The sequence below is a fragment of the Paenibacillus sp. FSL H8-0332 genome (assembly GCF_037963835.1).
GTDB classification, from domain to species: Bacteria; Bacillota; Bacilli; order Paenibacillales; family Paenibacillaceae; genus Paenibacillus_AQ; species Paenibacillus_AQ rhizoplanae.
In genome coordinates this window covers 3812093-3827258 of record NZ_CP150145.1, presented here as the reverse complement: position 1 = coordinate 3827258, position 15166 = coordinate 3812093, and the positions used below count along the sequence as shown (strand labels likewise).

The 15166-nt window shown below is 55.5% G+C and carries 9 protein-coding genes; all 9 read left to right on the top strand.

Annotation, left to right across the window (positions count from 1 at the left end; translation table 11 throughout):
• Nucleotides 1-2 precede the first annotated feature (2 nt).
• On the top strand, nucleotides 3-1022 hold the full coding sequence (locus NST43_RS16515; protein WP_209989642.1) for an HD-GYP domain-containing protein: 1020 nt from the start codon (nucleotides 3-5) through the stop codon (nucleotides 1020-1022).
• A 261-nt stretch (nucleotides 1023-1283) separates the two neighbouring features.
• Nucleotides 1284-1841 (top strand): outer spore coat protein CotE, encoded by a 558-nt coding sequence (locus tag NST43_RS16510; RefSeq protein ID WP_209989644.1) that lies wholly within the window; start codon nucleotides 1284-1286, stop codon nucleotides 1839-1841.
• Between the two features lie 265 nt (nucleotides 1842-2106).
• Nucleotides 2107-3780, top strand: coding sequence for a hypothetical protein (locus NST43_RS16505; protein WP_339218151.1), 1674 nt, complete (start codon nucleotides 2107-2109; stop codon nucleotides 3778-3780).
• A gap of 1125 nt (nucleotides 3781-4905) precedes the next feature.
• On the top strand, nucleotides 4906-7764 hold the full coding sequence (gene mutS, locus NST43_RS16500) for a DNA mismatch repair protein MutS (protein ID WP_339218149.1): 2859 nt from the start codon (nucleotides 4906-4908) through the stop codon (nucleotides 7762-7764).
• Between the two features lie 272 nt (nucleotides 7765-8036).
• Nucleotides 8037-10142: a DNA mismatch repair endonuclease MutL gene (gene mutL / locus NST43_RS16495; RefSeq protein ID WP_339218147.1), complete on the top strand. Its 2106-nt coding sequence runs from the start codon at nucleotides 8037-8039 to the stop codon at nucleotides 10140-10142.
• Nucleotides 10143-10184: 42 nt separating this feature from the next.
• The gene (locus tag NST43_RS16490; protein WP_209989656.1) at nucleotides 10185-10964 is read left to right on the top strand and encodes a class I SAM-dependent methyltransferase; all 780 of its coding nucleotides are present in this window, start codon (nucleotides 10185-10187) and stop codon (nucleotides 10962-10964) included.
• Nucleotides 10954-11934, top strand: a complete 981-nt coding sequence (miaA, locus tag NST43_RS16485) for a tRNA (adenosine(37)-N6)-dimethylallyltransferase MiaA (RefSeq protein ID WP_339218145.1) — start codon at nucleotides 10954-10956, stop codon at nucleotides 11932-11934. The genes NST43_RS16490 and miaA overlap by 11 nt, the downstream gene beginning before the upstream one ends.
• 19 nt (nucleotides 11935-11953) lie before the next feature.
• Complete coding sequence (gene hfq, locus NST43_RS16480; RefSeq protein ID WP_209989662.1) at nucleotides 11954-12193, top strand: RNA chaperone Hfq; 240 nt, start codon at nucleotides 11954-11956, stop codon at nucleotides 12191-12193.
• Nucleotides 12194-12332: 139 nt separating this feature from the next.
• Nucleotides 12333-14990: a PBP1A family penicillin-binding protein gene (locus NST43_RS16475; protein WP_339218142.1), complete on the top strand. Its 2658-nt coding sequence runs from the start codon at nucleotides 12333-12335 to the stop codon at nucleotides 14988-14990.
• Nucleotides 14991-15166 lie beyond the last annotated feature (176 nt).

The window sequence follows — 15166 nt, the reverse complement described above, 5'->3', positions numbered from 1 at the left end:
ATATGAATAACAGCAATGATCAATATATCGGCAAACAGCTGGTAGCAAACCTTTTTAATCATAGCGGTGTATTTGTCTTGCCGGCATTGACCCTGCTCACCGGAGAGCATATCCGCCTGATTACGCAGCACAAAATCGTTCTGGAGCCTCAGGATGTGGTCCAGGTCGACAGTGCTGCATTCTATCAGCTGGCCGTGGATGACTGTACGGCGTCGATGGAGAATATTTTTGAACAGCTGCGCTACACGAAGACGAAACGTCTGCCGATGATTGAGCTCAGGAATGAAGTGCTCCCGTTCATTCAGCAGGTGAGCGAGAAGAATGATTTCTTTGGAATATTGTCTGCGTTGCAGACTAAGGACGACTATACATACAGGCATAATGTGGCGGTGGGCATCATCTCTACGCTGCTTGGCAAATGGCTGAAGCTGAAGCCGGACGAGCTGAGTATGCTGACAATTGCCGCGACGCTTCATGATATCGGCAAAATTATGATTCCCGCCGAAATTCTCACCAAGCCGGGACCCTTGAGTGAGGATGAATATGCCCTGATGAAGAAGCATACCACCTATGGATATGAAATGATCCGCGATACGGTGGGCACCACTCATATGCAGGCGCTTGTAGCGCTCCAGCATCACGAGCGGATGGACGGCAGCGGTTATCCCTTCGGCGTGCTGGGCCACCGGATTACGGATTTCAGCAAGATCGTGGCGGTGGCGGATATTTTCCATGCGATGACTTCGGACCGCTTCTACCGTACAGCCGCGCCGCTGTATGAGGTGCTTAAGCAGATAGACGAGAATGTCTACGGCAAGCTGGACCCCTATATCTGCAGTGTGTTCATTAATAAGCTGATGCAGTCGATGATCGGCAATGAGGTGCTCCTGACGGACGGGCAGATTGGCAAAATCATTATGATTCTGGCTCATGACCCGCTGCGTCCGCTGGTGAACATCGGTGAGGACTTCATCGATCTCAGCCGCCACCGGCAGCTTGGCATCGTACGTGTTCTTTCCTAGCAGGGGGCCTCTGCCCCTTCCCGGCTTAAGATGATGGCACCACAAAAAGTAGCGGTTTTCCCGGTTTGGGGAAGGCGCTACTTTTGTTTTTTTTCGGATCGGGAGACTCATAATGGACTAAATCCGGCAATAAAATGAAGCAAAGGGCTTCAGTTACGGCATCTGAGGGCTTACCCAAATTTATTTCTACTCTAACAATCAACAAATGCCCAGAACGTGCATACACTTGATAGTGAATGATTGTATGGAGGAGGTTCAAAGATGTCATTAAGCCATAAACGTCAAACAAGGGAGATCATTACGAAGGCAATTTGCGGCAAAGGTCGTAAGTTCTCTACCGCAACCCATACCGTGACTCCGCCACACCATCCGACTAGTATTCTGGGGGCTTGGATCATTAACCACCAGTACGAAGCGGTTGCCGCCGGGAACGGAATCGAAGTAATTGGTACCTATGATGTGAACATCTGGTATTCGTACGACAAAAACAAGCAGACCGAGGTTGCCAAGGAAACGGTCTCCTATGTGGAGCTTATTCCATTGTCGTACCTCGATCCGAGACACCGTGCTTCCACGGCACAGGTCTCTGCGGAGGCAACGCAGGAACCCAATTGTGTGGAAGCCGGGGTATCGCCGGGCGGAGGCAGTGTGACTCTTCGGGTGGAACGCGAGTTCGAGGCGGAACTGGTGGCTGAGACCAAGGTCCGCGTGTTTGTCAGTGATCAGAGTGATGATCTGGAAGACAAGGATTATGATTTTGACGGCGAGAGCTTTGATTACGATGATCTGGACCCTGACGCTCTGGATGATGAGTTGTAGGAAGCAATACGCCGCTGCCTGAAGTTCTGTATGGGTTATGATCCATTATATGATGAGAGGGCAGCGGCGTAGAGGGCGAATGCCCTCTTTTTTTTAAAATGTGAAAATATTTTTTGAATGGTAAGGATGATTGTGCTATTTCCACTTGATAATTTGGGGGTCAGGTTTCCTCAGCGGCTTATGCTCAAAGGGTATTGTCCGGTTATAGGACGGTGCGCGAGGGGATACGGCCCTGAGGAATTTCGTATGGGCGGAGGCATCAGACATGAATGAAGGGCTGAACGTATTCCGGCAGCTTGCGCCGGAGCAGATTGAACGCAGGCTCCGGCGCTGCGGGATTGAGGCCGACTCCGATTCTATCGCTAGAGGGGCACGGCGAAAAGATACAAGAGACACTCATGCTCATACTCATTCACATGGACAAGACCCCGCAAGCTACAGACAGCACTACCGCGTGCTTATTTTTAATCTGGCCATGCTGAACTGCCAGCCGCTTGGAGCGGGAGCGGCTATGGGCGGGGTGCTGGGGGCTGGTGGGGTAGGAGCTGGATGGTTGGGTGGGAGTGATAGTGCAGGAGCTGAGTTAGGTGCTGAGCGGCAGGGTGGGGATGGGAGGGGTGAGGTAGGAGCTGGGGGGCAAGGTGATTATGGGAGTGGTGTAGGAGGAGTTGGAGGGCAGGGTGAGTATGGGAGTGGTGGGGTAGGAGCTGGGGGGCAAGGTCGGGATGGGAATGGTGGGGTAGGAGCTGGAGGGCAGGAGGAGTATGGGAGTGGGAGGGGAGGAGCTGGAAGGCAGGGTGGGGATTGGAATAGTGAGGTAGGAGCTGGAAGGCAGGGTGAGTATGGGAGTGGTGGGGATGCGTTTGGCAGTTTAGGTGGAGGGGGAAGGGAGTTGCGGGGGGCTGCAGGGGTTCTGCGGAATACTGCGGTGCGGGCGCTGTATAGTCTGGGACTGGACAGCGGCGAAGTGGAGCTGCGGGCTATGGGCGAACGGCGGTACATGGTGACAGGCATCACTCCGGTGATGCCTGAGCCCCCAGGAGCGCTGCCTGAGCCGTACCGGTCAGCTTCCGCAGCGCTTGCGCGGATGCTTGACAGTGAGCAGCCGGGCCGGCCCGGGCTGCTCATGGGCATGGACCCGGAGTTCCTGCTGCTCCGGGAATCCACGGGCCGCGTCGTGCCGGCGTCGCGGTACCTGCCCATGGAAGGCGTCGCGGGCTGCGACGCCGGACCCCCGGGAACGCGCGGCGTGTTCCCGGTGGCGGAGCTGCGCCCTGCGCCGCGCGGGGAACCGCGCGCGCTGCTGGCGCAGCTGATGTCCGCCGCACGCGAGGCGGACCGGCTCATTGCCGACCGCTCGCTCCGCTGGCGGGCGGGAGGAATGCCGCTGCGGGGCTGGGCCCTCGGCGGCCACCTGCACTTCAGCGGCGTCACGCTGTGTGCGCCGCTCCTGCGCGCGCTAGATAACTATCTAGCGCTGCCTCTGTTCCTGCTGGAGGACATCCGGGCTGCGGCCCGGCGTCCCCGCTATGGTGTGCTCGGCGATTTCCGCCCTCAGCCGCATGGCGGCTTCGAGTACCGGACCCTGCCGAGCTTCCTGGTCTCCCCGGTCATCGCCAAAGGCGCGGTCTGCCTGGCTCACCTGATCGTGAGCCATTATGAAGACCTGCCGCTGCGCCCGCTTGACCGGGAAGACCTGCATGCCGCCTTCTACAGCGGCGGCAAACCTCCTCTGCGCACAGCCTGGCCTCCCCTGGAGGCGCAGCTGCGTGCACTGGGCGGCTACGCAGCCGCCGCCCGGTGGATTGATCCGCTGCTGAGCGCCATAGCGGAGCAGCAGAGCTGGGATGAGTCGCGGGATATCCGCGGCTCCTGGGTACGGAGCGCCCCGCCGGACTCCGGGGCGCTGCCCTCCGGGCGGGCGGATGCTTATCAATAGAGCCCGCCGCCCCTCAAGTCCCGATAGCCGCCGGTTACAGCTTTTCTGCACCGCTAGGTGTGGGAAGCTGTAGCTATGGCGGCTATTTTCTAACAAACTACTGTGCTCAAGTACTACTCTCAATTCCTCTGGATTTCTCTCAATTACCCAAGTTACTTAACAAATCATCCCTTTAATCATGCGCCCATTCATGAAATTTCGATCGAAGCGAACATTCAGTGATAGGTGTCTAGCGATAGGTGTACTCTGTACAACTACACACTCTAAAAGAGGTTTTTTCCCTTTCTAAGTGTAGTCTGTACAACTAAATTTGCCCGAATGGCGAGAACCCAAGTACAAATGGATTTTTAAATGTACAAACTACAACTAAACGGATTATCGGACGTTTTAGTTGTACGAATTGCAATTAAGCATATATCAAAGTGATTGCATTTACTGCAGCAGAGTTGCCGTTTGCCAGCGCTGAGATTCATTCTGATGTAGTTCGTACATTAGATTTCGGGGATTTGGTCCGAAAACTCTCCTTTTAAGGATTTCTAATGTACGAAGTGCAACAGATCCTATTTTTCAGCCAATTACAGGGCCATCTAATGTACAAATTACAATAGAAAAAAAACCTGCCGGAAATTCTCATCTCCTTCCCCATAAGTTACTCACACCCGCCCCCACATCCTCGCCCAGCCCAGCATCCCGCCTCAATCTGCCCCTCGCATTCTCATCTCCTTCCCCCCAAGTTACTCACGCCCGCCCCTACATCCTCGCCCAGCCCATCATCCCGCCTCAATCTGCCCCTCGCATTCTCATCTCCTTCCCCCAAGTTACTCACCCCCGCCCCCACATCCTCACCCAGCCCAGCATACGCCTCACTCCGCCCCTTACACCTGCCCCCACATCTTCACATTCTTCCCACCCCCAAACCAATATATCTCCCACACTCACATTCCACACTCACATCTCGCACTCACTCCCACAAAACCCCTAATCCCCACGCGCCAACCCGCCCGCCATCCGCCCTGAACTCCCGCCCCAACTTTTAGCAACCGCTGCCGTTATGCCGGGGGTAACCCGGGGAGCGGAGTTTCTGCTATAATAGAGAACAGTATGAAGTAGGCATGGAGGTAGACGATGGCAAACTATACGCCGATGATTCAGCAGTATCTGAGAGTAAAGGAAGGGGCTAAAGACGCTTTCCTTTTCTTTCGTCTGGGCGATTTCTATGAAATGTTTTTCGAGGATGCCTTGCTTGCATCCAAAGAGCTTGAGATTACTTTAACAGGCCGCGACGGCGGGATCGGGGAAAAAATCCCGATGTGCGGTGTGCCGTATCATGCGGCCGAAGGGTACATACAGCGACTGATCGAGAAGGGCTACAAGGTCGCGATCTGCGAGCAGCTGGATGATCCTGCGGTGACCAAAGGGATGGTCCGCCGCGATATCGTCCGGGTCGTTACACCGGGTACGGTGATGGACGGCAAGATCATTTCGGATAAAAGCAACAACTACCTCGTCTGCGTAACAGAGGAAGACGGGATGATGGCACTGGCTGCCTGTGATTTGACGACAGGTGAGCTGTATGTCACATCGGTTCTCTCCAGCAGCGAATGGCTGCGCGACGAGATTGGAATCTACGAGCCGGCGGAGATTATTGGCGATTCTGCCTTGCTTGAGCAGCTGCGCAGTGAAGCTTCCCTGCTGGCCAAGCCTGTGGTCTATACGCCGTGGGACAAGCAGGAGGAAGCGCTGGCCCGCCGCCAGTTCGGCGAAGCGGCCTGGGTCCGGCTGGAGAAGGAGCGCGGACGGTGTCTGGCGTTGCTGATCTCCTATTTCAGCGAGACCCAGCGCCGTTCCCTTGGACAGCTCACCCAGATTTCACCTTACGAGCCCGGGAATTTTATGATTCTCGATCCGTTCACCCGGCGTAATCTGGAGCTGACCGAAACGGTGAGGGAACGCTCCAAAAAAGGCTCGCTCCTCTGGCTGCTCGACCGCACCGAGACCTCGATGGGGGGCCGTCTGCTGCGCCGCCGGATTGATAAGCCGCTGCTGCAGCGCGCGCCGATTGAGCGCCGTCTGGAAGCTGTCGACTATCTGTATAACCAGTTCATTGTCCGCGAGGATCTGCGCGGGGCGCTGAAGGAAATCTACGATCTGGAGCGGCTGGTTGGGCGTATTGCCTTCGGCAGCGCCAACGGCCGGGATATGAATGCCTTGAAGCTGTCTCTGGCACAGATTCCGACGCTCAAAGAGATGTGCCTGACCTCCGGCTCGGCTACCCTAAGGGAGATTGGCGCAGCTATGGATGAATGCGCGGAGCTTCGAGAGGATATCGAACGGGCGATTGTTGAGGATGCACCGGTATCTGTCCGTGACGGAGGAATCATCCGCGGGGGTTACCATGAACGGCTGGACGAGCTTCGGGAAGCCAGCAGCAGCGGCAAGCGCTGGATTGCAGAGCTTGAAGCGAAGGAACGCCAGGTTACCGGAATTAAATCCCTCAAGATCGGCTATAACAAAATTTTCGGTTACTATATAGAAATTACCCGCTCCAACCTCTCTTCGCTGCCGGAAGGCCGCTATGAGCGCAAGCAGACGCTGGCGAATGCCGAGCGTTATGTGACCCCGGAACTGAAGGAGAAGGAAGCGTTGATCCTGGAAGCACAGGATAAGATGACAGATCTGGAATACAGCCTGTTCACCGAACTGCGCGAGCGGATCAGCAGCCAGGTTCCGCGCCTGCAGGCGCTGGCCGAGAAGGTGGCCGAGATTGATGTGTACCAATGCCTCGCAGCGGTCAGTGCCGAGCACCGGTTCGTGAAGCCGAAGCTGTCCGACAGCTATGATCTGCGGATTGAAGGGGGACGCCATCCCGTAGTCGAGGCGGTGCTGAAGGATTCGGCATTCATTGCCAACGGCAGCACACTCAGCAAGGATGAGGGCAATATCCTGCTGATAACAGGACCGAACATGGCCGGCAAAAGCACGTATATGCGCCAGGTGGCGCTCATCTGCATCATGGCCCAGATCGGCTGCTTCGTGCCTGCGGCCAGTGCCGAGGTGGCACTGATCGACCGCATCTTTACGCGGATCGGGGCAGCGGATGACCTGATCGGCGGCCAGAGCACCTTCATGGTCGAGATGGCCGACATTCAGGTCATGACCGAGAAAGCAACCGCCCGCAGCCTGATCATCATCGATGAGCTGGGCCGGGGGACTTCGACCAGCGAGGGGATGGCGATTGCCCAGGCGGTGATCGAATATGTGCATGATACCATTGCCTGCAAGGCGCTGGTTTCCACACATTTCCATGAGCTGGCCCATCTGGAGCAGAGTCTTAGCGGTCTGCGGAATTATTCGATGGCGGTGCAGGAGAGCGGAGACAAGGTCAACTTCCTCCGCAAGCTGGTGCCGGGAGCTGCGGACAGCAGTTACGGGATCTATTGTGCAAGGCTGGCTGGATTGCCAGAAGGGATTATCGACCGGGCCTACGGGCTGCTTCAGAGCATTGAGCAGGCTTCTCCGCCGGGCAGCACAGCACTGAATTACGGCACGAGTTACAGTGAGCGGAGCGGGAGCGGAACGGTCATACAGGAGAATCAGACTATCGCTGCGCAGACGCCGGATGCCAAGGAAGTAGCTGCCACAGGCAACCAATCCTATTCGGCTGAACGCACCTCGCAAGCTCCAGCACATTCGGACCCGTATCCCGAAGCAGCAGCTTCTATGGCTGCCGGACAACGGGAAGCTGCCGCATCCCTTGCTTCTCCTGTTGAGGAAGAGGACAATGAAGTGGTGCAGCTGTCTATTTTTGGCGAGGAAGAGCCGCGCAAGAACCGCAAGGGCGGGGCAGCAGCACCGGCAGTCAAAGAAAATCCGCTGCTGAAAGAGCTGATCTCGGCCGTTCAGGGCGCGGATCTGATGAACATGACCCCGCTGCAGGCGATGGGCCTGTTGAATGAGCTGAAGATGAAGGCCCGGGAGCTGTAATTCAGCGGAATTGCTGACAGCAATCTGTTTACAGTAAAGCACGGTGCGGACTGAGGTGCCCTTATTCCTGATAGAAGTATGCTTTTTGCAAGCTTGCGGACACAGTGGCGCTTATGTCAGGTTATTTCACCCCATGTTTGTGCTGGAGAGGAAATAAGCGCACTCTAGTCCGTTCGGTCCCCGAGAGGGGCTGTTTTGATCCAAATAAGGCTTTTACAGTCCGTTAATGTTCAACACTATCTATAAAATAAACCGATGCGGGGTGAACGAATATGGCTAAAATTCATGTGCTGGATGAGCATATTGCCAACCAGATTGCTGCCGGGGAGGTAGTTGAGCGTCCTGCTTCTGTAGTGAAGGAGCTGGTCGAGAATGCGATCGATGCGGGCAGCACCCGCATTGAAGTCTCTGTGGAAGAGGGGGGCTTGCAGAGTATCCGGGTCAAGGATAACGGCTCGGGGATTGAGCCGGAGGACTGCGAGACCGCATTTTACCGCCATGCGACAAGTAAAATTGCAAACGGTCGTGATCTCTTCCTGATCACCAGCCTCGGCTTCCGTGGAGAAGCGCTGGCGAGTATCGCGGCGGTATCGAAGCTGACCCTGCTGACCGCAAGCGGAGACGACGGGAAGGGGCGGGTGCTGGACATCGAGGGCGGCAGGCTGATCCGTAATGAAGATGCCGCTTCCGGTAAAGGCAGTGATCTCACCGTGCGGGAGCTGTTCTATAATACGCCTGCCCGCCTGAAGTATATGAAGAGCATCCAGACCGAGCTGGGCCATATCTCGGATGCCATGTACCGGATGGCATTAGCCCACCCGGATATCTCCTTCACCCTCCAGCATAACAGCAATCAATTGCTGCATACGCTGGGCAACGGAGACCTGCTGCAGGTGATTGCTGCTGTATATGGCACCTCAGCGGCTAAGGCCATGCTCCCTGTGTCGGCGGAAGATCCGGACTTCCGGATCTCCGGTTACATCAGCCGCCCCGAGTGGACACGCTCGAACCGCAATGCGGTGACGACGCTGGTCGGGGGACGTTACATCCGCAGCAACGGACTGAACGCGGCTATCATGCGCGCTTACCATACGCTGCTGCCGATTAACCGTTATCCGCTGCTGGTCCTGAAGCTGGAGATGCACCCGTCACTGGTGGATGTCAACGTACATCCGGCCAAGCTTGAAGTACGCTTCAGCAAAGAACCCGAGCTGTACGGGTTCATAGAGCAGCAGCTCCGCTCGCTGCTGATGGGCCAGAGCCTGATTCCGCGCCCCGCTAAGGAGATCATCGGCGGCAAGAACAGCAGCTCATTCATTCAGGAGCAATTCGCCTTCTCCAAAGGCGCAGCTCCGGGCAGTATTCAGCAAGGTACGGAAGCGGGAGGCACAGATAAGTCAGCAGATCCGCGCAGCTACGGCCAGGGAATGCCTGGCGGAGCTGGCGTCGCAGGGGGCAACCAGCCTCCCTCCAGCGGACGGAGCGGTGCTCCGTTCTCTGGAAGCGCTGGTCCATTAAAGGACCCTGCCGCTGGAGCCGCTGGAGACCCTTATGCTGCTTCCCAAGCATCCGGGAATACCCAGCCTTATACTGGCAGCAATGCACAGGAGCAGCAGCAGGCCAGAGAGACGGCCGCTGCATACAGCGGTGGAAGCGCCGCCCAGGGTTCATACCGCCAGCCATCCTCCGGCCCCCGTGACAGCTACCGTCCTCAGGCAGCCATCGCTGGAAGGGGGCAGCAGCAGGCGGCCGGAGAGTTATACGCTCCTGCGGAGCAGACCGGCTCGGGTCTTCCGCAGTTTCCCGAACTGAATTATATCGGCCAGCATCACGGAACTTATATTATCGCCCAGAATGACAGCGGGCTGTACCTGATTGACCAGCACGCTGCGCATGAGCGGGTGAATTATGAATTTTATTACGAGAAATTCGGCAAGCCGGAAGATGCCTCACAAGAGCTTTTGCTGCCGATTACGCTGGAGTTCACGCCTTCGGAGAGCAGGCAGCTCAGTGAACGGCTGCACTGGTTCGAGCAGGCGGGGGTTGTGCTTGAGCATTTTGGCGGACAGACCTTCCTGGTCCGTTCCTTACCGTACTGGTTCCCGGAAGGGGACGAGAAGGCGGTAATCGAAGAGATGGCAGAGTGGGTGCTGAGCGAACGGTCGATTGACCTCGCCAAGCTGCGTGAGAAATCCTCCATTCTCTGCTCCTGCAAGGCTTCAATCAAAGCCAACCAGAAGCTTACAGAACTGGAAGTGGAATCGCTCCTCACCAGGCTCGCGGCTTGCCGTCAGCCTTATACTTGCCCGCATGGACGTCCGATCGTTGTCTCTTTCTCGGCCTATGATCTGGAGAAGCTGTTTAAGCGCGTTATGTAGTGGCTATATTGTACATTTATAGAGTGCAGGATCGGAGGCAACATGATTATAACCACGGGCTTTGACCCGATACCGCAAGTGGTGGCCCGGGCCCGGGAGCTTGCGGACCGCACAGGCTGCGCCTATGCTCCGAGAGCGAAATTCTCGATGAGCAAGCTGGTGGAGCATTACGGGGACGAACAGATTCTGGTGGTCCTCCAGGAGGCGGTCCGGCTGATTACGCCGGGAATGCCGCCGATGGAATTCCATCCCAGCATGGGGTTTGTCCGCGCTAAAAGAATCTTAAGAGGTGAGCCGGACCCTATGATTGATGCCGCAGGTATGCTACCCGGCGACAGCGTGCTGGACTGCACGGCCGGACTTGGAGCGGATTCGCTGCTCTTCGCTGTCACCGGAGGGGAAACCTCCAAGGTGACGGCACTGGAGAGCTCGCTGCCGCTGTATGCCCTCCTGCTGGAAGGGATGAGCGGGTATGTGTCCGGTCAGATCAAGGTGAACGAAGCGCTGCGCCGGATTGATGTACAGCACGGGGACCATCTGGAATACCTGCGGGCCCAGCCGGACAAGAGCATCGACATTGTCTACTTCGACCCGATGTTCCGGGTGCCGCTGACGGATTCGGCGGCGATCTCGCCGCTGCGGCAATTCGCCAATCCTGCTGCATTATCAGCTGATAGCGTGGCTGAGGCAACCAGAGTGGCCCGCAAGACAGTGCTGCTCAAAGAGAAGGCGCTGAGCGGAGAATTTAACCGGCTGGGCTTCAAGGAGCTACTGCGGGCCAATGCCAAAACATCGTACGGGGTGATTACCATTGACAACTAAGACTAAACGCAAAGTGCTTGTACTGCTGGGTCCGACTGCGGTCGGAAAAACCAGACTGAGTCTGGAGCTGGCCGAAGCCCACGGAGCCGAGATCATCTCCGGGGATTCGATGCAGGTCTACCGCGGGATGGATATTGGTACGGCCAAAATCACGCCTGAGGAAATGAAGGGCATCCCCCATCATCTGATTGATATTCATGATCCGCAGGATGCGTATTCTACGGCTGAATTCCAGGAGCAGGGGGCCCGGCTGATCGAGGAGATTAGCGCGAGAGGCAAGCTGCCTTTTATTGTGGGCGGAACAGGACTGTATATTGAATCGTTATGCTACGGCTTCCGCTTCTCCGAAGCAGTGGCTGACGAGGCGTTCCGCAAGCAGCAGGAGGCCTATGCCGAAGAGCATGGGGCTGATGCCTTACATGCCCGTCTGGCAGCGGTAGACCCGGTCAGCGCGGAGCGGCTGCATCCCAATGACCGCAGGCGGATCATCCGCGCGCTGGAGATTTATCACCAGACGAACGTCCCGTTATCCGACTCACTTGCTGACCAGAACAAGGAGTCACCCTACGATTTATGCCTGATCGGTTTGACAATGGACCGGGAAATACTATATAAACGTATTGAAGAGCGAATTGATCAGATGCTGGCGGATGGCCTCGTGCTTGAGGTCCAGCAGCTGCTGGATCAAGGCTACGGCAGGAGTCTTGTGTCTATGCAGGGTCTGGGCTATAAGGAAATTGCCGCCTACCTGGAGGGGGAGATGACGCTGGAAGAAGCCGTAGTGCTGCTGAAGCGTGATACCCGCCGGTTTGCCAAGCGGCAGTTGTCATGGTTTCGCCACATGAAGGAGATTCAGTGGATCGACGTCCTGGAGAGCCAAAACTTTTCTGAGAATTTCGCAAAAATAAATGGTATAATAGCAGGAAAGTTTCTTACAGGTCTTGAATATACTTCTGAACAATCTAATTGAACCATTGGGGGTACGTCATATGAACAAGTCCATTAACATTCAAGATACGTTCTTGAACCAGCTGCGCAAAGAGAATATCCCTGCCACAGTATATTTGACCAACGGATTTCAAATCCGGGGAATTATCAAAGCCTTCGACAACTTCACCATTGTCATCGACAGTGACGGACGCCAGCAGATGGTGTACAAGCATGCGATTTCCACGTTTACTCCGCAACGAAGCGTATCACTGATGCAGGAGAACAATAGCGAGAATTAAGATTTTACCGTCTTGAAGCGAAACCTTTTTGTTTATAAATCGTTTGAATAGAGAGTGCGAGAGAGCAACCTGAGAAGGTTGTTCTTTTCATTCGTGAACATCATTTATGTTTTTTCCGTTAAGGGAGTCAGGAGGCAGCATGTCCAGAGACCAACTAACCCGGAGCGGCGGCAACAGAAACAGAGGAAGTCAGCCGCCGAGCTCTCAAGGGAAGCCGAAGAAAAAAAAGAAAAGATTCTTAACCAAAAAACGTGTGCTGTGGAGTTTGTTTTTTTCAGTTGCGCTGGCTATTTTTTGTGCGCTGGGCGGTTACTTGTTCATCATGCTGAACGGGCAGAAGCTGCTGGATGAGAACAGGGACAAGCTGACGGTGAATCCGCCGACGCAGATCTTTGACCGGAACCGCAATCTGATCGGCGAGCTGTCGTTGGAGAAGAGTGATCCGGTGGAATACCAGGATATTCCCGAGCTGCTGATTACCGCGTTTGTGGCGACCGAGGATAAACGGTTCTTCGAGCACAACGGGGTGGATCTCTGGTCCATTGGACGCGCGGCTGTCAAGGATATTGCGGCACGCAGCATGGTTGAAGGCGGGAGTACGATCACCCAGCAGCTGGCGAAGAATATCTTCCTGACCCGGGATAAGACCTTTTTCCGCAAAGCGACCGAGGTTTCGATTGCTGTAGCACTCGAGAAGAACGAAACCAAAGAAGACATCATTAAGATGTACCTGAACCGGATTCCTTTCGGCGGAACCATCTATGGGATCAAGGCCGCTTCCATCCGATACTTTGGCAAGGAGAATCTGAAAGATCTCAAGCTGTGGGAAATGGCTACGCTGGCTGCAATGCCTAAGGGGCCTTCCCGCTATAATCCGCTGCGCAATCCCGAGCTGTCGAAGGAACGCCGCGGTGTTGTGCTTCAGCTGATGTATGATCAGAAAAAGATTACCAAGGAGCAAATGGACGAGGCTAAGGTCGTGGATTACAACTACAAGCCGCCTGAAAAGAAGCAGCGTTACCAGGCATTCATTGATTATGCGATTGGTGAGGCTGAGGACAAATTCGGGCTGACCGAGGATGATCTCAACATCGGCGGGTACAAGATTTATACAACCATGGATAAGCATGCCCAGGAGACGATTGAGGATGCTTTTGCCGATAGTGATAACTTTGAGAAAAGTGTGGACGATGAGCTGGTACAAGGCTCGATGACCATTGTGAATCAGGAGAACGGCAGCGTTGTAGCCTTGATGGGCGGACGTAATTATGAGAAAAAAGGCTACAGCCGGATCGACGGCAGCCGCCGCTCACCGGGGTCTGCCTTCAAGCCCCTGGTATCCTATGCACCGGCACTGGAATCCGGCAAATTCACGAATGATTCCATGCTGAGCAATGAGAAGCAGTGCTTCGGCAAATATTGTCCGAACAACCTGCACGGATACTCGAAGTCGATCAGTATGAGCGATGCGCTGACGAAGTCGGAGAATATTCCGGCAGTCTGGCTGCTGAATGAGATCGGTGTGAATACCGGCTTCCAGTTCGCTAAGAAGCTGGGCATCGATCTGAAGGATGAAGACAAGAACCTGTCTCTTGCCCTCGGGGGTATGAGTAAAGGGACGAATACGCTGGAGATGGCCCAGGCCTACAGTGCCTTTGCCAATGGCGGAGAGCTGCGGGAGGCATATGCCATCAAGTCTATAGCTGATGCTGATGATAAGACTGTCTACAAGGCAAACACCAAGCCAGACCGTGTAATGAGTGAACAGACGGCTTATCAGATGACAGAGATGATGCAACGTGTTGTACAGGACGGTACAGGTAAAAAAGCAAAAATTAACCGTCCGGTAGCCGGTAAGACCGGTACAACACAAAGCGGATATAAGGGCATCAGCTCGAACCGTGATGTCTGGTTCGTCGGCTATACGCCGGAATGGACGGCAGCGGTATGGATGGGCTACGACAAGCCGAGCAAGACCCATCTGCTGAAGAACAGCAGTCCGCTGGCCGCTGCCTTCTGGGGCAAGGTCATGGAGAAGGCGCTCGAAGGTGTACCTGCCAAGCAGTTCCCGGTACCGAAGGGCGCTGCTGTAGAGGTAGAGGCTACGCCGACGCCTGAAGCGGTATCGGCAGTAACGGGCTTCCAGGCTGCGTATGATCCATCCACGATGACGGTCAATATGAGCTGGAATCCTGCTGCGGCCAGCGGTGTAGAATACCGTATTTACCGCCGCGAGACGTCTGAAGCAGACTTCACCCCGCTCATGAACACTATGGCTTCGAATATCGGGGACATCAGTGCGATGCCGGGACTGTCTTACGAATATTATGTTACCGCGTATTATCAGGAGCTTGACCAGGAGAGCGAGCCGTCCGGGACTGTAACAGTGTCTGTCCAGGATGAGCTTCAGACTCCAGAGCCAGAGGTGACACCTGACCCGAATCTGCCTACGGATAACCCCGATAACGGCGGCAATTCGGGAAATGGAGAGAACGGCGGCAATCCGCCAGACAATGGACCTGGGAATAACGGATCAGGTAATAATGGTCCAGGTAATCACGGTCCAGGTAATAACGGCAATGGCCAAGGAGGGGATAACGGCAGCGGAGCAGCCACATCCCCGCCTGAGATGACACCGCCGCCTGCGCCAGCCACGCCAGAGCCGTTAGCGACACCGGCACCGGAGGCGACGAGCGGTATTGTCGATCCCGGAATCATCCCTGACCCGAATGCCGGAACCGATCCGGCAAGTGATCCGGGCAGCGGTTTTGTCGAAGGACCCGGCAATGTGCATTAGACTGACATGAAGTCAAATTCATAGCATTAACGATAACCCTGACAGCTCCGGGAGCTCTGCGCTATGCAGAATTGCCGGAGGTCGGGGTTTTCTTCAGCTTTTTGCCGTAATGCCGGTAACACTTGTTTTGAGTGTCTCTGCAAAATGTGTTAAGCTGAAGGCAACATTATCAGAAG